The sequence below is a fragment of the Flagellimonas yonaguniensis genome (assembly GCF_029193885.1).
Classification (GTDB): domain Bacteria; phylum Bacteroidota; class Bacteroidia; order Flavobacteriales; family Flavobacteriaceae; genus Flagellimonas; species Flagellimonas yonaguniensis.
This window is the reverse complement of the sequence record NZ_JARFVB010000001.1, coordinates 321,133-339,759: the sequence shown is the minus strand read 5'-3', so window position 1 is coordinate 339,759 and position 18,627 is coordinate 321,133. Positions and strand designations below refer to the sequence as shown.

Genomic DNA, 18,627 nt, shown 5'->3' with positions numbered 1-18,627 from the left:
AGCGTTATTTTCTGTATAATGTAAAGTGACCTACAAACTCTCGGTTGTCTTGTTCTCCTTCGAGTCGAACAACATACCAGTAGTCTCCGGTTGGCAATGGTTTTCCATCGTAATTTCCGTCCCAACCTTGAACGTTTCGGGCCATCTCTTCCACTACTCTACCATAACGATCGTAAATCTTAATTAGTACGTCTGGGAACCCTTCAATGTTGTCAGGTATCCATATATCGTTGCGACCGTCGCCATCTGGAGTGAAAAAGTTCGGAAAATCTATATCCATGAACTCCATGAATATCTCTGCAGTAGCTTCACAACCGTTCTGATCAATAACAGTTACCGTATACGTACCTGTTTCACTGATGTAGTATATGTTATCGGTTCCGTTGTCGATATCATTGAAATAAAAGGTATAATCCTCTACTCCACCTGCTGCTATTGCAGTTATTTGATTGTATATATTGTTTTCCAAAACCAATGTAAGAGGTTCGTAAGCTTCAATGGTAAAGTCGTAGGTGGTCATACATCCATTGGCATGTGCAATGGTAAGATAGTGGTCACCAGGTACCATATTGGTAAAATCGGCGGATAATAGCATATCCGCTGGGTCTGTGGAATCCAAGGCGTACATAAGGTTACCTGCTATGGATTCGTCCTCCAATACAATTTCCAAATAATTGTCAGGGACACTACCTGTGCACTCATAAACGGGTGTTACTGTGGCACCCAGATTGACTCCTGGTTCAATTTCCACAACCACATTGGTTTCACAGCCTTGGGCATCCCTGATAAATACCACATGGGTTCCTGTGGTCAGGTCTTGGAACAAGAACTGGTCTTGCACAAAGTTTCCATCAGCACTGGAGTTCAAGCTTGTTTCATAAGGAGCTGTTCCTCCAGTGATCTGTAGTTCGAATGAACCATCACCACTTTCAAAACATACTTCGTCCATGATGTTGACAGCCTCTGCCACGATGGGTTCTGGTTGTGTAATCTCAAATTGGAAAGTAATGAAACATCCGTTCACATCTTGAGCGATTACATCATAGATACCGGGTTCTAGATCAGTAAATGTGTTCGTCGTATCAAACTGATCTAGATTCGGTGAAATGGCGTAAAGGATTTCACCTGTTCCACCCGATACCTCTACTGTAATAGTACCATCGTTCATTCCTGAACATGTAATATCTGTAAATTCTTCTCTATCCACTACCAATGGTTCTGGATCTATTATGGTAATTACCGGTGATACCTCTACACAGTCCTCACTGGTTACCCTTACATAATATTCACCTGCTGGTAGTCCACTGAATGTTCCATTGGTTTGTGGGCCATCGACCAAGTTGGTCAAGGCTGCATCGCTGAACAATTCGTAACTATAGTTGCCCAATCCACCTGTTGCCTGAGCAATAATGGTGGCAGATGCTTCGCCCATACAGTTGATAATGGCTGCGGACTCATCGATTTCCAGCATCAATTCAGGAACTTCGTCAACAGTTACCTGGTTTGATAGTATTGCATCACAACCATTGAAATCGCGTACATAGTATTGGTATTCATCCGCTCCCACATCGAAAGTATGGGTATCCCCACCATCCATGGCAAAGAAATTGATATCATCCGTACTGTAGAAATAAGGTGCAGTACCTCCTGTTGCTGTTAATTCCAATTGGGCATCATCATTACAGGTCATTTCGCTCAACTGAATTAGGGAGGCCCTTACTTCGGTGGGTTCCGTTATGGTCACGGTATCCGTTGTATCACTACAGTTCCAACCATCGGTAACGGTAATACTGTAGGTTCCAGCACCCAAATTATTGAAGATGTTGCTGCTTTGTGCACCAGAAGTGAAAGTAATATCAGCGCCTGGAGAATCATCTTCGTAAATGTTCAATTGGTAAGCATAAGAACCACTTCCTCCAGCAACATTGTCCGCCCAAACAGAAGCACTATCATCTCCATAGCACAATAGATCGATTGGTGCAGCGTCAATGTCTGCTGTGATTGGGTCTGGTACTTCCAAGGTCAGTCCTCTATCTTCAAAGCAACCCCCATCGTCGGTAACCCTTACGGTATACACTCCCGCGGATAATCCTGTGAAGACATAGCTTTGTACATCATCCATGGTATAAACTTGTGATGTGGTCGTATTGGTCAGTACAATATCATAAGGGGCGTAGCCTCCTGTTGGGTTGATCAATATCTCGCCTTGATCATTGGTACAGGTAACATTGGCCACTTCTTGTGGTGTGTAATCCAATTCAGCACTTGGAGATATTATAGTTACTGTACCAGATGTAGCGGTACAGAAAGGAGCTTCAGTAGCTTCTACCTCAACATAATAGTTACCACCTCTCAAGTCGGGGTGGGTTATGGCCAGTGAACCAGAAGAAGTGTTTTCACTTCCTGATACGATAAGTGTACCATCGGTTCTGTAAACATAATAGTCGTAGTCTCCTGTATAGCCTGAAACATCTATGGTCAACTCTCCCGCATCATCAAAGCACATAGCTGGTGCTGTAGCTGTGGCATCAACGTCAATGGTGTCGAATGGGTCGATTGTATAGATTTCCTCTACGTAACATCCTGTGACATCGTTGGTGGCACGGAATGTATAACTGCCAGGTTCGGTCAACTCAAAAGTTGCGGAAATAGGTGTGACAGAACTAAGTACAACATTTCCATAAGGATTACCAGTAGGCAATAATTCGAATGTATAGGTGTCGCCAGGGGTAGATTCCGTAACGGTAAGGATTACGCTTTCTGGATTGATACAGGAGATGGCAAAATCTTGATTAGCATCCAATGTGAAAGTGTTCAAAGGTTGAACATCAACACTATCCCAATATTCACAACCATTGGCATCCCTAACAATGTAATTTATAGTTTGAACGGTTCCATCGTCCACGACATCAAAAGTGTTGTCCGATGTGAAACTGTTTCCTTCAAAACTGTACAGATAAGGATCAGGACCCGCAAAAGGAGTACCTCCACTAGGGGTTACTGTAATGGTCGATTCATCCACAGAATTGCTTGGAGTACATTCAAAGGCCGTAGCCGTAGCCGTAGCACCCAGGGGATTGGGTTCATCAACAGTTTCGGTTTTGATGTCCTCACACTCCCTTTCAGAAACCACACGTACTTGGTAGGTTCCTTGGGGAAGATTCTCGAAGAATGGTTCATCTTGAAGAGGTCTGCTCGGGGCACCAGCTAAACCAATCAATTCGTATTGGTAAGGTGGATTTAGGGCCGTAGCAGGATCAAGATTGGCCAAGATACTACCATCACTACCCCCAGCACAGCTTACATCCACAATAGTTGCATCCAATAATATTGGATCTACTTTATCATCCAATGTTTGGCGTACTTCATAGGTACAAGGCTCGGAAGTATCCAAATCGGTAATGGTAAAGATGTATTCTCCCGGTTCTGTAAGACCTGTGAAAACACCATCCGCGTCCGCATCTATGGTTACATTGCCCAATGGATCTTCAACGCTGTATTGCAAGTTGGAGGAGCCACCTGTTACATTGATGGTAATTTGCCCTCCTGGATTCATTGTACAATCGATGGTTTTATCCACGGTAGCATTTGCCGTCATGGCATTGTACAATTCCAAGGTAGCTGGAAGTGTTATGGAACAGCCCCACTGATCGGTAATTTCAACGGTGTAAGAACCTGCACCCAATCCAGAGAAAATAGTATTGGTCTGAGGAGAGCCAAAGTTGGTTCCATCCTTGATCAATTGATACATATAGTTGCTTCCTTGACCGCCAATGGTACCGACTACTTCGATTTCTCCTTGTAAATCCACACAGTTGGACTGGTTGATTTGCAATAAGGCCGATATAGGGTCTGGGTCATCAAGAGTGATCGTATCAATATGTTCTTCACAACCACTTGAATCCCTTACCCAAACTTCATAAGTATCTGCGGTAAGTCCGGAGAAAATAGGGTTTGATACGTAAGTACCAGGAGCACCAACGCCCACATAGTAAGTGTATCCACCCCATCCACCAGAAGCGATGACTTCAATGGTACCGTCATCCACACAAGTAATGTCAGTAACAATGGCAGAACCAGTGATTGTTGCATTAGGTCCCGCAATGTTGAAGGCTTCCACATTGGTACATTCAGGGAATGCATCCTGTGAAATCTCAACGGTATAGCTTCCAGCTGGCAAAGAAATAGGGGCGGTTGGACCTGTAGTAGCTGAAGTACCGTTAGTTACAGGAATATCATCAGCTGTGTTGGTAGGTGTTCCATTGGTATCATAAATGGTCCAATTAAATCCTCCTATATATGTGGCATCCAGAAGTTCAAATGTTACTTCGCCAGTGGCAGTACCATAACAGATGACATTGCTTACCACATTCACATCGATATTGAATGTGTTGGGGTTGGTTATGGTTTCAGAAGTTGAAACCACACAACCTGTATCCAAATGACGAACAAGGAAATTGTGTGTTCCAACATCCAAATTGCCAAATACATTGGAATTTTGCCAATTACTACCGTTGTCGATACTGTATTCAAAACGAGATGGGTCGCCTAAGGTCGATGTAACGGTAATGGTAATTTCCCCATCCAGACCTGGAGAACAGCTCAATGGGTTTGTAACGGCTGCTACGGCATTTGTAATTTGATCATAAGGAGCAATAACCGCTGTTGTTGTTCCCAAACAACCGTTGTCATCATATACGTTGATGGTATAGTTACCTCCATTTATATCGGTTTCAATGTATGTAGGATTACTACCGGATTGAACCACTACGGAACCGGCATCGTTGATAAATTCGTAAGTCACATAGTTGCCACTACCTCCAGTAATGGATGAAGTATCCACAGTAATGCTGGCGTTGTTTGGATTATTGCCTACGGAACATGCAAATTCCACTACATCCACATCGATGTTGTCAATTGGATCGGGTTCAGTTATGGTTACCGACTCTATATCATCGCAATTATTGGCTGCGACGACCTCTATATCATAAGTAATACCTGCCGCCGAACCTGCTAGACCTGTAAATGTAGCCGTGGTAGGCGTAGTGCTTGTTGGAGCAATGGGAACACTTATTGATCCATCAGATGCACCAATAATTTCAAAAGTATATGGTCCTATACCATTGTCAACCGCAGTAACCGTGATGGTTCCATCATCATCTCCGTTACAAGTTACATCTGTATAAGTTGTTGTAAAAGAAGGTTGAGTAGCTTCAGGCACGTCCACAGTAATTGTTTTGGGACAGTTAGGTGGTGCTGTTCCCATATCGAATACAACTACATCATAGCTTCCTGCCACACCAGCACCTGTCCAAGTAAATGGATTGGATGTCAGAACACTTCTGGATACGTCATAAGTTATTCCTGGTCCATCTATGGTATATTCATAATTTCCAGACCCTGAAATTACTTCAATCAACAATTCTGCATTACCAGCAGCTCCTAGCTCACAATCCAAATCAACGGTTTGAGTCACTATAAATTCAAGTGGTGGATGTATATCGAAAGTTTCGATATCAATACAACCGTTTAGGTCTCTTACTTCAATAGTATGACCCAACCCTGAGCTCAATCCGGAAATCAGATACTGATTGCTTCCATCAAAAGTAAAGTTTTGGAATGCTGCACCATTTACACTGATTTGGAAAGGTGCCATGGCGTCAGCTGGATTGTCCAATGTGACCATTACTTCAAACAAGCCTTCATCCACACATTCATCCACAATGGAAATGGATATTTCCGGGCTTGGGTCTTCAAGTACGGTAACGGGATCACTTTGAATACAATCGTTGGCATCTTTTGCATAGACAATGTAATTACCCGCATCCACATTTGCTGTTGTATTGCTTGTCCAACTTCCGGTAGAAGCTGTTGGTGCAGGGTCAGATGCTAGTAGGTATAGGTACTCATAAGGAGCCATACCATACTGTGCCGATGCATTAATTACACCTGCATTTGGATTACAATTGTCATTTATTGGTGAATTTGCAGTAACCTGTAGCAAAGTCGGCGCTTGTTCGATAAGGAATTCATCCGAGGCAATGACACAACCCGCATTGGGTCCATCAGCCTCTTCGTAAAGAATATAATACTCTCCTGGACTCAATCCAGACGCAGTGTCGCTTTCCGGACCTCCAACAGCTCCCGATATTGTCCCGGTGATTCCTGTTGTCGTATGGGTGTTGGTATAGAAAATTTCGTAATTCACATTGTTTCCTCCATACCCAGATATGGTAAAGCCTACAGTACCATCGGCTGCTCCTGTACAAGTAATGTTGGTAGAAGCGTCTATGGTTGATATTAAGGTTGAATTTGTAGCGACAGGTACCGTTGCTTCCTGTATATACTCACAATTGGTATCGGTATCAAATACAATGAAGGTATAGGTAACCCCTGGGGTTAGACCGGTAAACAAATGGGTGTTGTCCGCTGCAGGTAGTGGGTCCTCTGGGAACCATGCTGGGTCGGCAGCGTTGAACGCAGGTGCTGGGTAAATGGCAAAATAGAATGTTCCAATACCCAAGGTTCCATTGGAAGCTTGTGCTTCAACGGTCATTTCTCCACTGCCCGGTGTACATCCCGAAGCACCTACTGTGGTTATCAATATATCTGGACCTGTTGTAATGGTAACTGTGGAAATATTTTGACAGCCATTGGCATCAGTAATTTGTATGGTGTAATCTCCAAAATCGAGTCCTGTAAAGGTATGATCATTGGTGCCGGTTGAGGTGTCGTAAGTAAGATTTACACTGAAGTCATTGTTGTATACCTGATAGATATAGTCTGGCGTTCCTCCAGAAGCATCCACGGTAATTGTTCCCAACTCGGTGGATGATGCAACACAAGTAAGATTGGTGTGCGTAACATTTGGGACTATTGGAGTGGGTTCAGAAATAATCACAGGGAACGGATCCGAAACACATCCTTTATCATCAGTTATGGTTACTTCATAAGAACCTGCTGGCAATCCAGTGGTTTGACTTCCATAGTTGATAGGACCACTTGTTTCCACCACATTAATGGTATATGGTGGAACTCCAACCGAAGTGTCTATCACTACATCCAAAGTACCGGTACTTTCCCCGCTACATAAAATATCCGTAGGTATAACGTTGCTTATTACAGGTTGATCAGCTGGCGTAACTATGATACTATTGGTCGTTGTGGTACAACCGGCGGCATCAGTTACTTGGAACATATATGTTCCAGCAGTATCCGTGTTGAATACATTTCCTGTGAATCCAGTTGAATTATAGGTGGTTCCTCCATCGTTGGACCATTGATAGGAATAAGGAGCTGTACCTCCGTTTGCAGTTATGGTAATGGTGGCATCTGCCAAACAAGTCAAATCACTGTCAAGGAAGGCCGAAGCGGTCAAAGCGGGATTGATGGTCGCTGTATCCTGAACAGAACAACCATATTGATCTCTTACATCCACCGTGTATGTGCCTGCAACTAAATTATTGAACATATAAGTTGTACCATCAGAAGGCGTAGGCGTCATCCAAGCACCACCATTGATACTGAACTGATAGTTGCCATTTCCACTGGTTACATCCACTCGAATGTTTCCGTCATTGTTTCCGCTATAACAAACGGTTGGTGTTAAATCAAACGCAATGATTTCATAAGGATCAACGGTAATGGTTGTTGTATCCTCGCAAAGATTGATATCCCTAGTCCTTATTACGTAATCACCAACAGGTAAACCAGAGAACACATTGGAAGATTGGAATGCTGCAATGATCGTGGGCGTAGCACTTGTATCCTCCAATTGATATTGATAGACCGGCGTACCTCCCGTTGCTGTTGCGGTAACCGTTGCTCCACCATTGGTACAGGTAAGTTCTGTAGTGACGGATGCTGTAACATCAACCACATCGGGTTGTGTCAAGGTTTGGTTCAACACTACGGAACATGCAGGATCTCTTAAATCAATTAGGGTGATGGTATGATTTCCTGCCGAAAGACCGGAAACAGTAATTGGACTGGCTGTTTGGATGCCGGACACTGGATCACTATCCACTTGATAGGTAAACCCTGTTCCAGGATCAAAGTTTTCAACTTCAAAGGTAATGCTTCCATCATCGGCACTGTTACAAGTTAAATCTGTATAAGCTGTGATAGCACCATCAAAAGCATGGCCGTCCTCAACATTTACATCCAATGTGATGAATCCACCACAAACTTCAGGAATCTGATACGCTTCGATATCATCTATGGCGATGTCATTGCCATCTGTTACGGAAGAGTTTGTACGGATTACGATATCCAAATTGGAATTGGCACCTGGGTTAAGCGTAACGTTATAGTCGTGCCAATCAGTGGCACTGGTATTTTTTGGGATACTTCCAGTAGTAGTACTTTGAATCACGGTTCCTCCTGCATCTACCAATTGGATTTCTATGGACGGATCACCCCCGCTTTCTCCGTTACGTAATAGGTTGAAAGCCCAAAGCGATACGGTAATGTCCCGGTTGGGAATCACTTCAACCCCTGTTTTTTGATATACAATACCACCTACACCAGCTACTCCACCCACATTGATGGCCAAGAACCTACCATTGGACAAGCCTGAATGGTCATCGGGACTTTGCCAAGTTCCGTAAGGATTGGTAATATTTTGTGTTACGGAGTACTCCCCATCTTGAATATGGGTATCCGTACCAAAACCACATAAGCTAGCACTGCCATCTTGTGGTTCATAACAATAAACGGGATCTATTTCAGAAATACTGGTATTGGGTCCTGTTCCAAAGTTTTCTGAGAGTAAAATACTTGGGGATGGCGCCGAATTACTAACATAATTAACGGTTATGGTATGGTTTCCAACGGGAACATCATTAAATACATTGGAGTCGTTTGGCGTATTTGGCGCACCATCGATTTCATAGGTGTAATCAAAATCCGGACTGTCAGGAGTTACCGTAATCGTTCCTTCGCCATCACACTCATAATCCACGGATGCAGTTGCATTTGGTGGAGTTGGTTCTGGATCAATGGTAACCGACATAGGGTAGGTACATAGATTTGCATCCCTTATATAAAGGGTATGTGTTCCAGGCAAAAGATATCCAATGGAGCTGCCCCCATAAGTGGACCCACCATCAAAACTATATTCGTAAGGAGCGGTACCCCCGATGGCGTTGGTAATTCGTACTTCAGCACCTGAGCTAGGGTTACATTCCACCAAAGCGGTAACCGCAGCAGAAGCCGATAGGGTAATGGGCTCTGTAATGGAATATATTTCGGTTACTTCACAATTGTTGGCATCCCTTACGCGAATATTGTAACTACCAGCTGGCTGATTATAAAATGTATTGGAAGTCTGATACGTAGCACCATTATCGATGCTATATGTGTATGGTGCTTCTCCACCGTTTGCTGTTATGGTAATTTGAGCTTGTGACTCACCACTACATAGAATATCGGTATTGGTCACAGAAATAGCCAATGGATCATCTTGGACAATGGTAATGTCGTAGGAGGCTTCACAATATCCGGCAGCTCCGCCATTGTCACGTACATAAACATCATAGTTACCAGCTACTACACCTGTAACAGGGTTTGTTGGGGCAAAGTCCGTATCGGCAGGGGTAGCTCCATCCGCAACCACGGCATACACATAATTTCCATCTCCACCTGCGGCAGTAATGGTTATATCAGTGTTTGTGCCACAAGCGGTAATGTTTGGAGCGGAAGCCACAACGCTTAGTTCTGGGTCAATGGTCAAGGATTCGGAATCGGTACATCCGTTGCCATCCCTAACTTCAATCGTGTAATCTCCTGGTGTTAGACCAGAAAACACATTGTTCGTAACAAATGGTCCTCCATTTAAGCTGTATTCATAATTTCCATCACCTCCAGCGATAACATTGGCTGTCAAGGTCAATCCCACGGCGTCATCGTAACAAATATCGTTGGGAACAATTTCCAGTTCTGGGGCAACGGCTTCGTTTATGGTAAAGGTATCCGTGAACTCACATCCATTAGCATCGGTAACGGTAAACTCATAGAGTCCATCAATATCCAGTCCACTGAACAAACCATTGTTCTGTGGAGCAGGAAGGGTATAACTGGCAGGACCGGAAGTGATCTCGTAGGTATAGCTTCCCCATCCGCCTGTGGCTACAATGTTCACTGAACCATCTGCCAAACAGGTAGGTTGTACAACCGTTGGTATCGCATCAAGGGCAGAGGGCGGAGCATTTATGGTAACATCGGTAGTATCCGTACAATTGGTAAGATTGTCCGTAACGGTAATGGTGTATGTTCCTTCGGCCAACCCGGTAAGGGAAATGGTACTGTTGGTTTCGTTTGTTCCAGAGAAATTGTCCGGACCAGTAACTGTGTAATTGTAATCCGTGTTGAAATTGTTTACGGTGTATTGAATTTCACCATCACTATCACCAAAACAAGTAATATTGCTTACCAATTGTCCGGTAACGGAAATTTCCGTTACTGGCGCGATGGTATAGCTTTCTTCATAGAAACAATCATTGCCATCGGTTACCCTGAACATATAGGTTCCTGGAGCCAAGTCGGCAAATGTGTTGTTGTTTCCATTGTTTATGGCACTTCCGGCAGGGGAAATTATTTCATAGACCAGGGCGGGCTCTCCCCCTGTTACAGATAAGGTGATATCAGAAAGAAAAGTTGGACACAGTGGGTCGGTGGCCGAAAAATCAATATCCGTTGGAGGGTCCAAAGAATCAATGGTAACCGAATCCGTAAAAGTACACCCATTGTCATCCCTTACGGTAATGGTGTAAGTTCCATCGGTTAGATTTGTGAAGGTGGAAGTACTATTAAAGGTGACGCCATCAATACTATATTCGTAAGGAGCGGTACCTCCTGTAACATTTTGAGCATCTATGATACCATCTTGCAAACAGGTATAATCCTGAATCAATACGGCATCCGCAGTTACTCCAGAATCAGGTCCGTCAATAGTAAAGGTTTCAACAAAATCACAAGAGATGGACCCTTGTGTCTGTGTTATGGTCAAAGAAAAATCCCCTTGAGGCAAATTGGAAAAAGTGCCGGATGTATTGGAAGTTGTTGAAGAATCTGGATAAGTTAACGTATAGGATAGGATGTAGCCATTGGAATTGGTTACGTTGACAGAAAAGGAGCCGTCCTCTGCACCAAAGCAGGCTTCATCAACCACCAAAGTTGTATATTCCACTGAGGGGGAAATGGAAATAATCACACTATTTGAAAATGCATGGCAATTGTTTCCATCGACAACTACAAACTGATATGTTCCTTCTTCACCATTGGCAAAAGTGAAATCGCTGGTTGTTTGGTAGGCAGTCGCAGGAATATCACTGATGTCAGTATAGAGATTTGTGCCATTATAGCTCCAAATAGCATAATAGTAATCAGGATTTGGGAATCCACCGGATCCGGTTACCGAAATTATTCCATCCGTACAATCGATGTTTTTGGTGGTTATGGCACTAACCGCCAAATCGGTTACATCATTTATCGTTACTTGTTCTGTATGGTCACAACCATCATCGGTGGTAACCGTTACATCATAGATACCATCATTTAAATTCTCAAAAGTGTAATTATTATCGTTTGATGGTCCATGGGTATCCACTACAGTACCCCCTTGGGAGATTTCATAATAGTATTGTGCCTCCACATTGAGCACGGAAATGGCAATCTCGCCCAAACCGTTACAGTCTGTATCCTGAGGAACTACATCCACCTGGAAATCCCTTTCAAGAATACCGATGTTGTCCAAAACAAACACACAACCATCGGTTACGCCTTGTTGTCTCATTTCCACCATGTACGCACCGTTGTTCGTGATGTTGAAACTTGGGCTAGGGCCATAAGGCACCAATATGTTTCCTGTTGCTTGATCTACAAGTTGGAACTCATAGGTCAATGGCATATTGGTTACCGTGATGTTACCTGGGGTATCACAAATAATATCACTAGAGGTGTATTGAGGATCTAATGGGTTTTTGTAGATATTGAAATAGAACCTACTGAAACATCCATTTTGATAGTTGATCACCAATCGGTATTGACCAGTATTTTCGGCCAAAAAGTCGTTTCCGGTATCAACAGTGTTCCATGTACAGCTTGCATTTGTGTTGGCACAACCCTCATCTGATTCAGTACAGCTGTTTTCATCCAATTGTTCCCATTCAATACTTGTGGCATCCGGGATGTTTATCTGAATTAATTCCGTGTCGTTTAGCCCGCACAAGAATATTTCTGGAAGCTCACTACCATCGTTGGGACAAAAATCAATAGCCCCATCAATGGTGTTGGAGGTATCGTTGATCAATGCTGTGATAGGGTTGGATTGAACGGAGCCGAACAATTCAACCGTAATGATTTCTTGAAAATCCTTACATGGATCGGCCACTTGCTTGTCCACAATATAGGTGCCGATTTCAGTAACCACCATGGTACTGGGGTCGTTGTCGGAATCACCGTCGGTAATTACGGTGTCCGTACCAACATCAATGGTATTGTTTCCGTTCTCGTCGCGATACCAGATGTAATTGTCAAAGTTGTCCCCGGCATCCAAGAGCACATCATCGCCACAAAGTTGAACGGTTCTGGTAAAGTTACAGGCACTTAGGTCATCCAAAAGAAAGTTTGTGGCTCCGGGTGTACCAAATCCACAACCATTAAATTCAGATACTGAGGGGTCGTCGGTAATCTGGGCCGAGTTGATAGCTCCTTGGTAGGTTGAATAGGCTAAATTTTGAATGATATCGGTACAGGCGTCGACAAAATCGAAACAGTTTTCAGCTACCTGTACACGCATTCGGATGGTCCTTGCTGGGTCCCCTTCTTCTATAATATTATCAGGCACTGTAAATAACACAGTCCGTGTAACGGGGTCATATGTGTACGATACACCAGCCGGCATCGATATACTGGACTCATCCAGGGTTACATTTATTGGAAGAACATCTCGAATGGTGTAGTTGATGGCGTCATCATTACCTACATTTTGAAATGTAAGGACATAATCCAAATATTGACCCAAATTAACCCCTTGTCCAGTAATATCATTACCCCCAATGTCCTCCACTGTTTTGACTAAGTTCATTATAGGTTCAATGATCTCTACATCCAATGAAGTGAAGAAAATATCGTATTTATCTTGTGATGATGATGCTCTTAAAGTAGCGCCTGTTTCACTGTTTGGGATTACCGAATTACTCGGGTTGGGAATAGTGAAAAGGTCTACATCCCAACCTAATGTATTGACACTATTTGGGTTGCGGTTTGTTTGTATAACCCCTTCATCGGTAATATTACTGTTAAAAAAGTTATTTGAAGGATTTGCAGAGTTTGATAATGTCGTGAAAGAGCCATTGCTGTCCGCACGAATGGATAGGCGATCCCCTGATATTCTGTTGTCACCCTCCAATGCAGCAACACCAAGTTTGGCATTTACTGGAAAGGGGGCTGGCAATGTGGTAAATCCGCTAAACGGAATATCTACGGTTTCTCCTGATTTGATACCTGCGTACCCATCGAAAGTGGTAATGTATTTTCCGGGAAGTGTCGGGTTTTCGTAAACGACAACCAAAGACCAACCACCGGATACACCACCCTGTACATTATCTCCGGAACTGGCCCTAACATTGGCCACAAAATAGTCGCCATCTGGGTTGGCAAGTCCGGTTATTATTGAAGTTACATCTTTATAACAAGCGTATGGGGCATAGTTACCAAAATCGGCATCACCATCACCATCAAATAGGATTTCATCGGCCGTAAGGTCCACATAAGAACCACCTGGAACCCTAAACTTAATTTCATCAAAATCACTACTCCTATTGTTATCCCTGTATACGGCGGACCAGTATAGACCAGCATATCTGACCAAGGAACAATTTGAGTCCGGTACGGCCAGGGTTGCACTACTGGAACTAAAGGTCGAAGGGTCACCATCAATATCAATATATTGCATGTTGAGCCTATCGTTGTATTCTGAGCTTGAACCCGTTAAATTATAGGGGTCCTCAGGGTTGTCGCCACCTTCGTCTCTGTTTACAATATTATTGGCAATAAAGGTTAGGTCCCCTCGAAGTTCATTTTCGTAACGAACGTCGAAGTTGTTTTTTACCTGTGCAATACCTGTATACGAAAATAAAAGTATACAAATAGTTGTGCCCCACCGGAGTAATGATGTTTTCATAAGCATGGTGGTTAGGTTAAATGGTTGTGTTTGGTTTTATACGCATGATCCACATTTCGTCATTATACGAAGCGTTCAATTTGGTATAGTATGAGGTCAACGCATTGTTCCAGGTCTCGTGTTTTTTCAAATACACGTACCTGTGCTTATCTTGGGGACTTATAAAGTAGCTTGCGTGCAAGCCTTTTGAATTCAGCTCTTTAACAAATTCCTTTGCACTCGATGAGTTTTCGAATACATTGGCAATAATGTAATACCCTTCAGCAAGTCCTTCGCCCGATTGTGAACTGATTACAACGTGACGTTTCCCTTTGGGGTTATTGGTTACATTTTTGGACAATAGGTTGTTTCCGTACTTGGAACCTTTGTTGTCCACTTCTCCAGTGTATCCCGCTATTTGGGAATTCCCGCCGTTCACGTTCATTAACCAGGCATCGCCTTGGTAGGCACCGTCCATTTTGGAATGGTAGGCATCCAGAGCTTCATTTTTGTTACTGAAGTCGCCAATGTACACGTAGTTGAGTCCGTTCTTGGGGTTTTGGAAATAATCAGCCTCAATCCCTTGTGAACGTAGTTTCTCTATAAAATTGTTTAGGTTATCAGTGTCTCTGAATACATTGGCAATCAAGTAATGGCCACTTTCCACATTGGGCACGGAATGGGACTTGAGCCCTGTTGCTTTTTTGCTCCTTACCGATCTGTAGGTATTGTCTTTTTTGGCCTTGGAATTTGATGCATAGCTAGCCTTGGTGTTATCGTTGGCCTCGTTGATTTTAATGACCTTTTTGGTGGATGTGTTATTGGACAATCCATGGTTGGCCAAGGGCTGTCTTCTTTGGGTCACGATATCGGCAGTATCCATGTTGGCAAAGTATACCTGCTTGGCTTTCTCCTCCAATACTGGGTTTTGCCCGCGTGTTTCGCGCTTTACCATTTTCATTACGGTCTCAAAGCGACGCTCCAAGTCTTTTTTACGTGTGGATTCGATGGAATCTTGACGCATCAGCAGCTCATCAAGTATGGCATCGTTTTCTGCCAACTTCTCTTGCAATTGTGCAATTTCAATATCTTTATCAGTAATGTTGAGGCTATCCTGAGGTACGTCCTCATCATTGGAAACCAATGCTTCATCATCCTTCTCCAGCATTACACGATCCTCGGTAAGGTTGGGTGTAAAGGAGTATGCCAAAGAGATTTCGTGGGTAACACCAAAGTTTTCAAATTCGTTGGACAGTCCCTTTTCCACCGTATATCCCAAGGAAATGTTTTTGGTAAGATTGAAACCAAGCCCTGCGGATGCTCCGTAATAATCATCATATCCCGCTTGTACCCAGCCTAATTTGGGCAAGTCAAGGATCAAGTTTCCTCCAAGGGTTATGTTTTCTTCGCCCACCTTGCGCACTCTTGCCAAAGGCATTAAACGTGCACTTTCCATAATGCCCCTTCCATTTTCAAACTGATGGGTATATTGTAGATGCCCTGAATATGTTTTTTCGTTGAAATCGGTTACGGATTCGCTGGTTTTTAGGTTGTAATCGAACAGATTTTCCGCAAAACCACCAATATCAAACTTCCCTATGGAAAGGTTGAAACCAGGTTGAAAGCTTACCAAGGAGCTGCTTTCCAAAGTGCTCAACAATGGATCTACCTCAACAGAATTTGCCCTATCCTGATTGAAGGCACTCTGATAATAACTTACGTTGGCCCCAAAGGTAAAAGTACTCTTTGGGCTCAAACGCACTCCATAGGCATAGTTGGCGTGTACACCGAAGTTGTTGAACAAGCCTTCGCGGTTGGTAAACAAACTAACACCAACACCGCTTCTATCACTCACTCTACCACTATAGCTCAAGAAGTAAACCTGATTGTTGTCATCAAAAGATACCGATTGGTTTCTATGAAAAAGGTTGATGTATGACTTGTCTTCCCTGACCGTGGAAAAGGTAGGGTTGAGCAAGAACCGATTGAACTTCAATAGGTTTTGGGATGGCACGTTATACGGCACATAGGCTTCTTCTTCCTGTCCTCTCATTCCAGAGAAGGCAAGTAGCAAGACGGCAAGTAATAGTAGAGGTTTGTTGATTTGCATTGCTGCTTATTTAATAACAGTGATGGTACCTTGTTTCAGGCTATTACCACCACGCGTGATTTTGTAATAGAAAATCATGCTTTGTTTGTTGAAAGTTGTGGTGGACTGTGGCCAGTTGTTTTCATAGCCAGCTTGGCTAAATATTTGTTCTCCACGCTCATTAAAAATGGTAACGAGAACATTGGGGTCTCTGGAATATGTGTTGGGCAACACCCATAGGTCGTTGATACCGTCGCCATTAGCGGTAATAACGTTTGGTATGTTGAACATATCCCTGTAGGTTACAGTGATGACTTTGCTAACAGTACAGGTTCCAAAACTGGCAACCAACAGGTACTCCCCCTCTTCGGCAAAATCATAGGAATTGCTTGAAGAAATAAGGTTGTTGCCCGCATCGTACCACTCATAGGAATCTGCACCGCTTGCGGTAAGGGTTTTGGTCTCCCCTTCAATGATGATGAGGTCTTTGGGTTTATCTAGAACCAATAGTGACTCATCAAAAGCACTGATGGTTATTTCATTCGATACGATGGGACATTCGTTGGAAACAATAACGAGTTGATACACACCGGTTCCGTTCACGGTCAAGTTTTGGGTTGATGAATCAACCACAGTTCCGTCTTTCTTCCATTGGAAGGATTCGTTGGAAAGGTCCGTAGCACTTTCAAGTACTATCGCCTCGCCTCCTTCACACAGGACAGTACCGTTGGTGGTTATCTGTAGTGCTTCGTTGGAAGCAAGCTTTAGCTGTAAACTGTTGGATGATGCTTCAAAAGCATCAATAGAGCCGATCAGTGTATAATTTCCGTTATCGTTTTGACTTGATACCGTAATGGTTTTGGAATTCTCTCCAGTTACATCGGTACCGTCCAGTTTCCATTGATAAGTAAATGAGTTTTGTAAATCCCCGGTAACATCGGTTTTGATTCCATTATCGCTTACCGCATTGATTTTGGTAAGGCTCAAAGTAGCATCTGTGCTCTCACAAGATGAATAAGAGGTTACATAGTCGACCACAAATTCAAAGGAATCCGGGGAAACAACAGTAGTTGTTGTTGAGGCCATTGGTGCAGGGGTACAAGCGCCTCCGTTTTCGGTCACTTCAGCATAGTACTCTCCTATTTCACTGATGGTCAATGAGTTGTTAGTGGCATCCGTAATAGCGGCCCCATTTTTAAACCATTGGAATGTTGGGCTTGTTGCAGTAGTGCTTACCGACAATGTTTTGGTCTGAGAAGGAAGCAATACAATATTTTCTTCATTGTCCAGTGTAATCTCGTAGGAACCTGAACTTGTAACTGTTACAGGGTCGGATAGCTCCACACAAATTCCTGATCCGGAAATCTCAACCTCATAAGATCCCTCAAAACCACTTGTACCTGCATCTACTGTGTATGTACTTGCATCCACAGTTGGGCCATTGACAATGTTTCCGTTTTTGTACCAAGTATAGGTATAACCTTGCCCGCTGATGTTGGCCTCCAACAAATGGGTTTCCCCTGGGCAAATCTCAACATCGTTGGCGCCATTGATGGCTAGTCCAGAACTGGTTCCGGTTGAAATTTCAATGGTGTTGGACAATGTATTGGCTGCTCCTGAACAATCTCCATAATCGAGTTCCACATAGTACATGCCGGGTTCGGAAACGGTGATGCTTTCCGATTTTTCAGACAGTAATGTTCCACTGCGGTACCAATTATATATGTAAGTGCTTGAATTTGGGATATTGTGTGGCTTCAAGGTAACCGAACCTCCGCCACATATTTGGATAAGGCCTCCAGAAGGAATATTTCCGCTTCCATTCTCACTGATCAACAACGGTAAATTGTGGTCGATGAAATACATGGAAAAAGCCTCCGAAGCTGGACTGGTCTTGGCGGGATAGGTACTTCTAACTCTCATTTTGAAATTATCCCCCCTAATATCAGAGGGAAGTTCAAACTGAAATTCAAAATCAAAAACGGCATTTTTATCACTGACGCGTGCCAGTTCGGTGGGAGAAGCAAAATAACCGTCAGCATCCGATAGTTCAAGGATAAACTCATTATCGCTTTCCACCATGGGCGGATCCCAGTTAAAGCTTACAAAGTACTCGTTGAAGTTGTTGGAAGCGCATACTGCTGTCCATGGTGTATTTCCACCAAGATTGGGGTTGACAGCTGGCTGCGGTTGGTATAGCACTTGCGCTTGCATACCGATGGTGCCCCATAGCAAAAAAGCCAAGGCTAAAACCAGAATGCTATACGTTGAATTACTTTTTCTCATCACCGTTAGTTTTTAAGAGGTTATGGGCTTAATAGCCCTGTTAGTTTGTGCCCCTTAATTGTAATTCATTCAAAAAGACGTTGTTCAG

3 protein-coding genes are annotated in these 18,627 nt (G+C 43.4%); all 3 read right to left on the bottom strand.

Annotated elements, in window-relative coordinates; all coding sequences use genetic code 11:
* Positions 1-4: 4 nt before the first annotated feature.
* The 3 genes from PY092_RS01530 to PY092_RS01520 are packed head-to-tail and all read right to left on the bottom strand — an operon-like array spanning position 5 to position 18,539.
* Positions 5-14,185: a T9SS type B sorting domain-containing protein gene (locus PY092_RS01530; RefSeq protein ID WP_275614095.1), complete on the bottom strand. Its 14,181-nt coding sequence runs from the start codon at positions 14,183-14,185 to the stop codon at positions 5-7.
* A 16-nt stretch (positions 14,186-14,201) separates the two neighbouring features.
* Positions 14,202-16,274, bottom strand: a complete 2,073-nt coding sequence (locus PY092_RS01525) for a PorP/SprF family type IX secretion system membrane protein (RefSeq protein ID WP_275614094.1) — start codon at positions 16,272-16,274, stop codon at positions 14,202-14,204.
* Between the two features lie 6 nt (positions 16,275-16,280).
* Complete coding sequence (locus PY092_RS01520) at positions 16,281-18,539, bottom strand: T9SS type B sorting domain-containing protein (protein ID WP_275614093.1); 2,259 nt, start codon at positions 18,537-18,539, stop codon at positions 16,281-16,283.
* Positions 18,540-18,627: the final 88 nt, after the last annotated feature.

Coding starts and splice junctions, on each gene's coding strand:
- PY092_RS01530 (WP_275614095.1), bottom strand. CDS start 14,185: ATGAAAACATCATTACTCCGGTGGGGCACAACTATTTGTATACTTTTA.
- PY092_RS01525 (WP_275614094.1), bottom strand. CDS start 16,274: ATGCAAATCAACAAACCTCTACTATTACTTGCCGTCTTGCTACTTGCC.
- PY092_RS01520 (WP_275614093.1), bottom strand. CDS start 18,539: ATGAGAAAAAGTAATTCAACGTATAGCATTCTGGTTTTAGCCTTGGCT.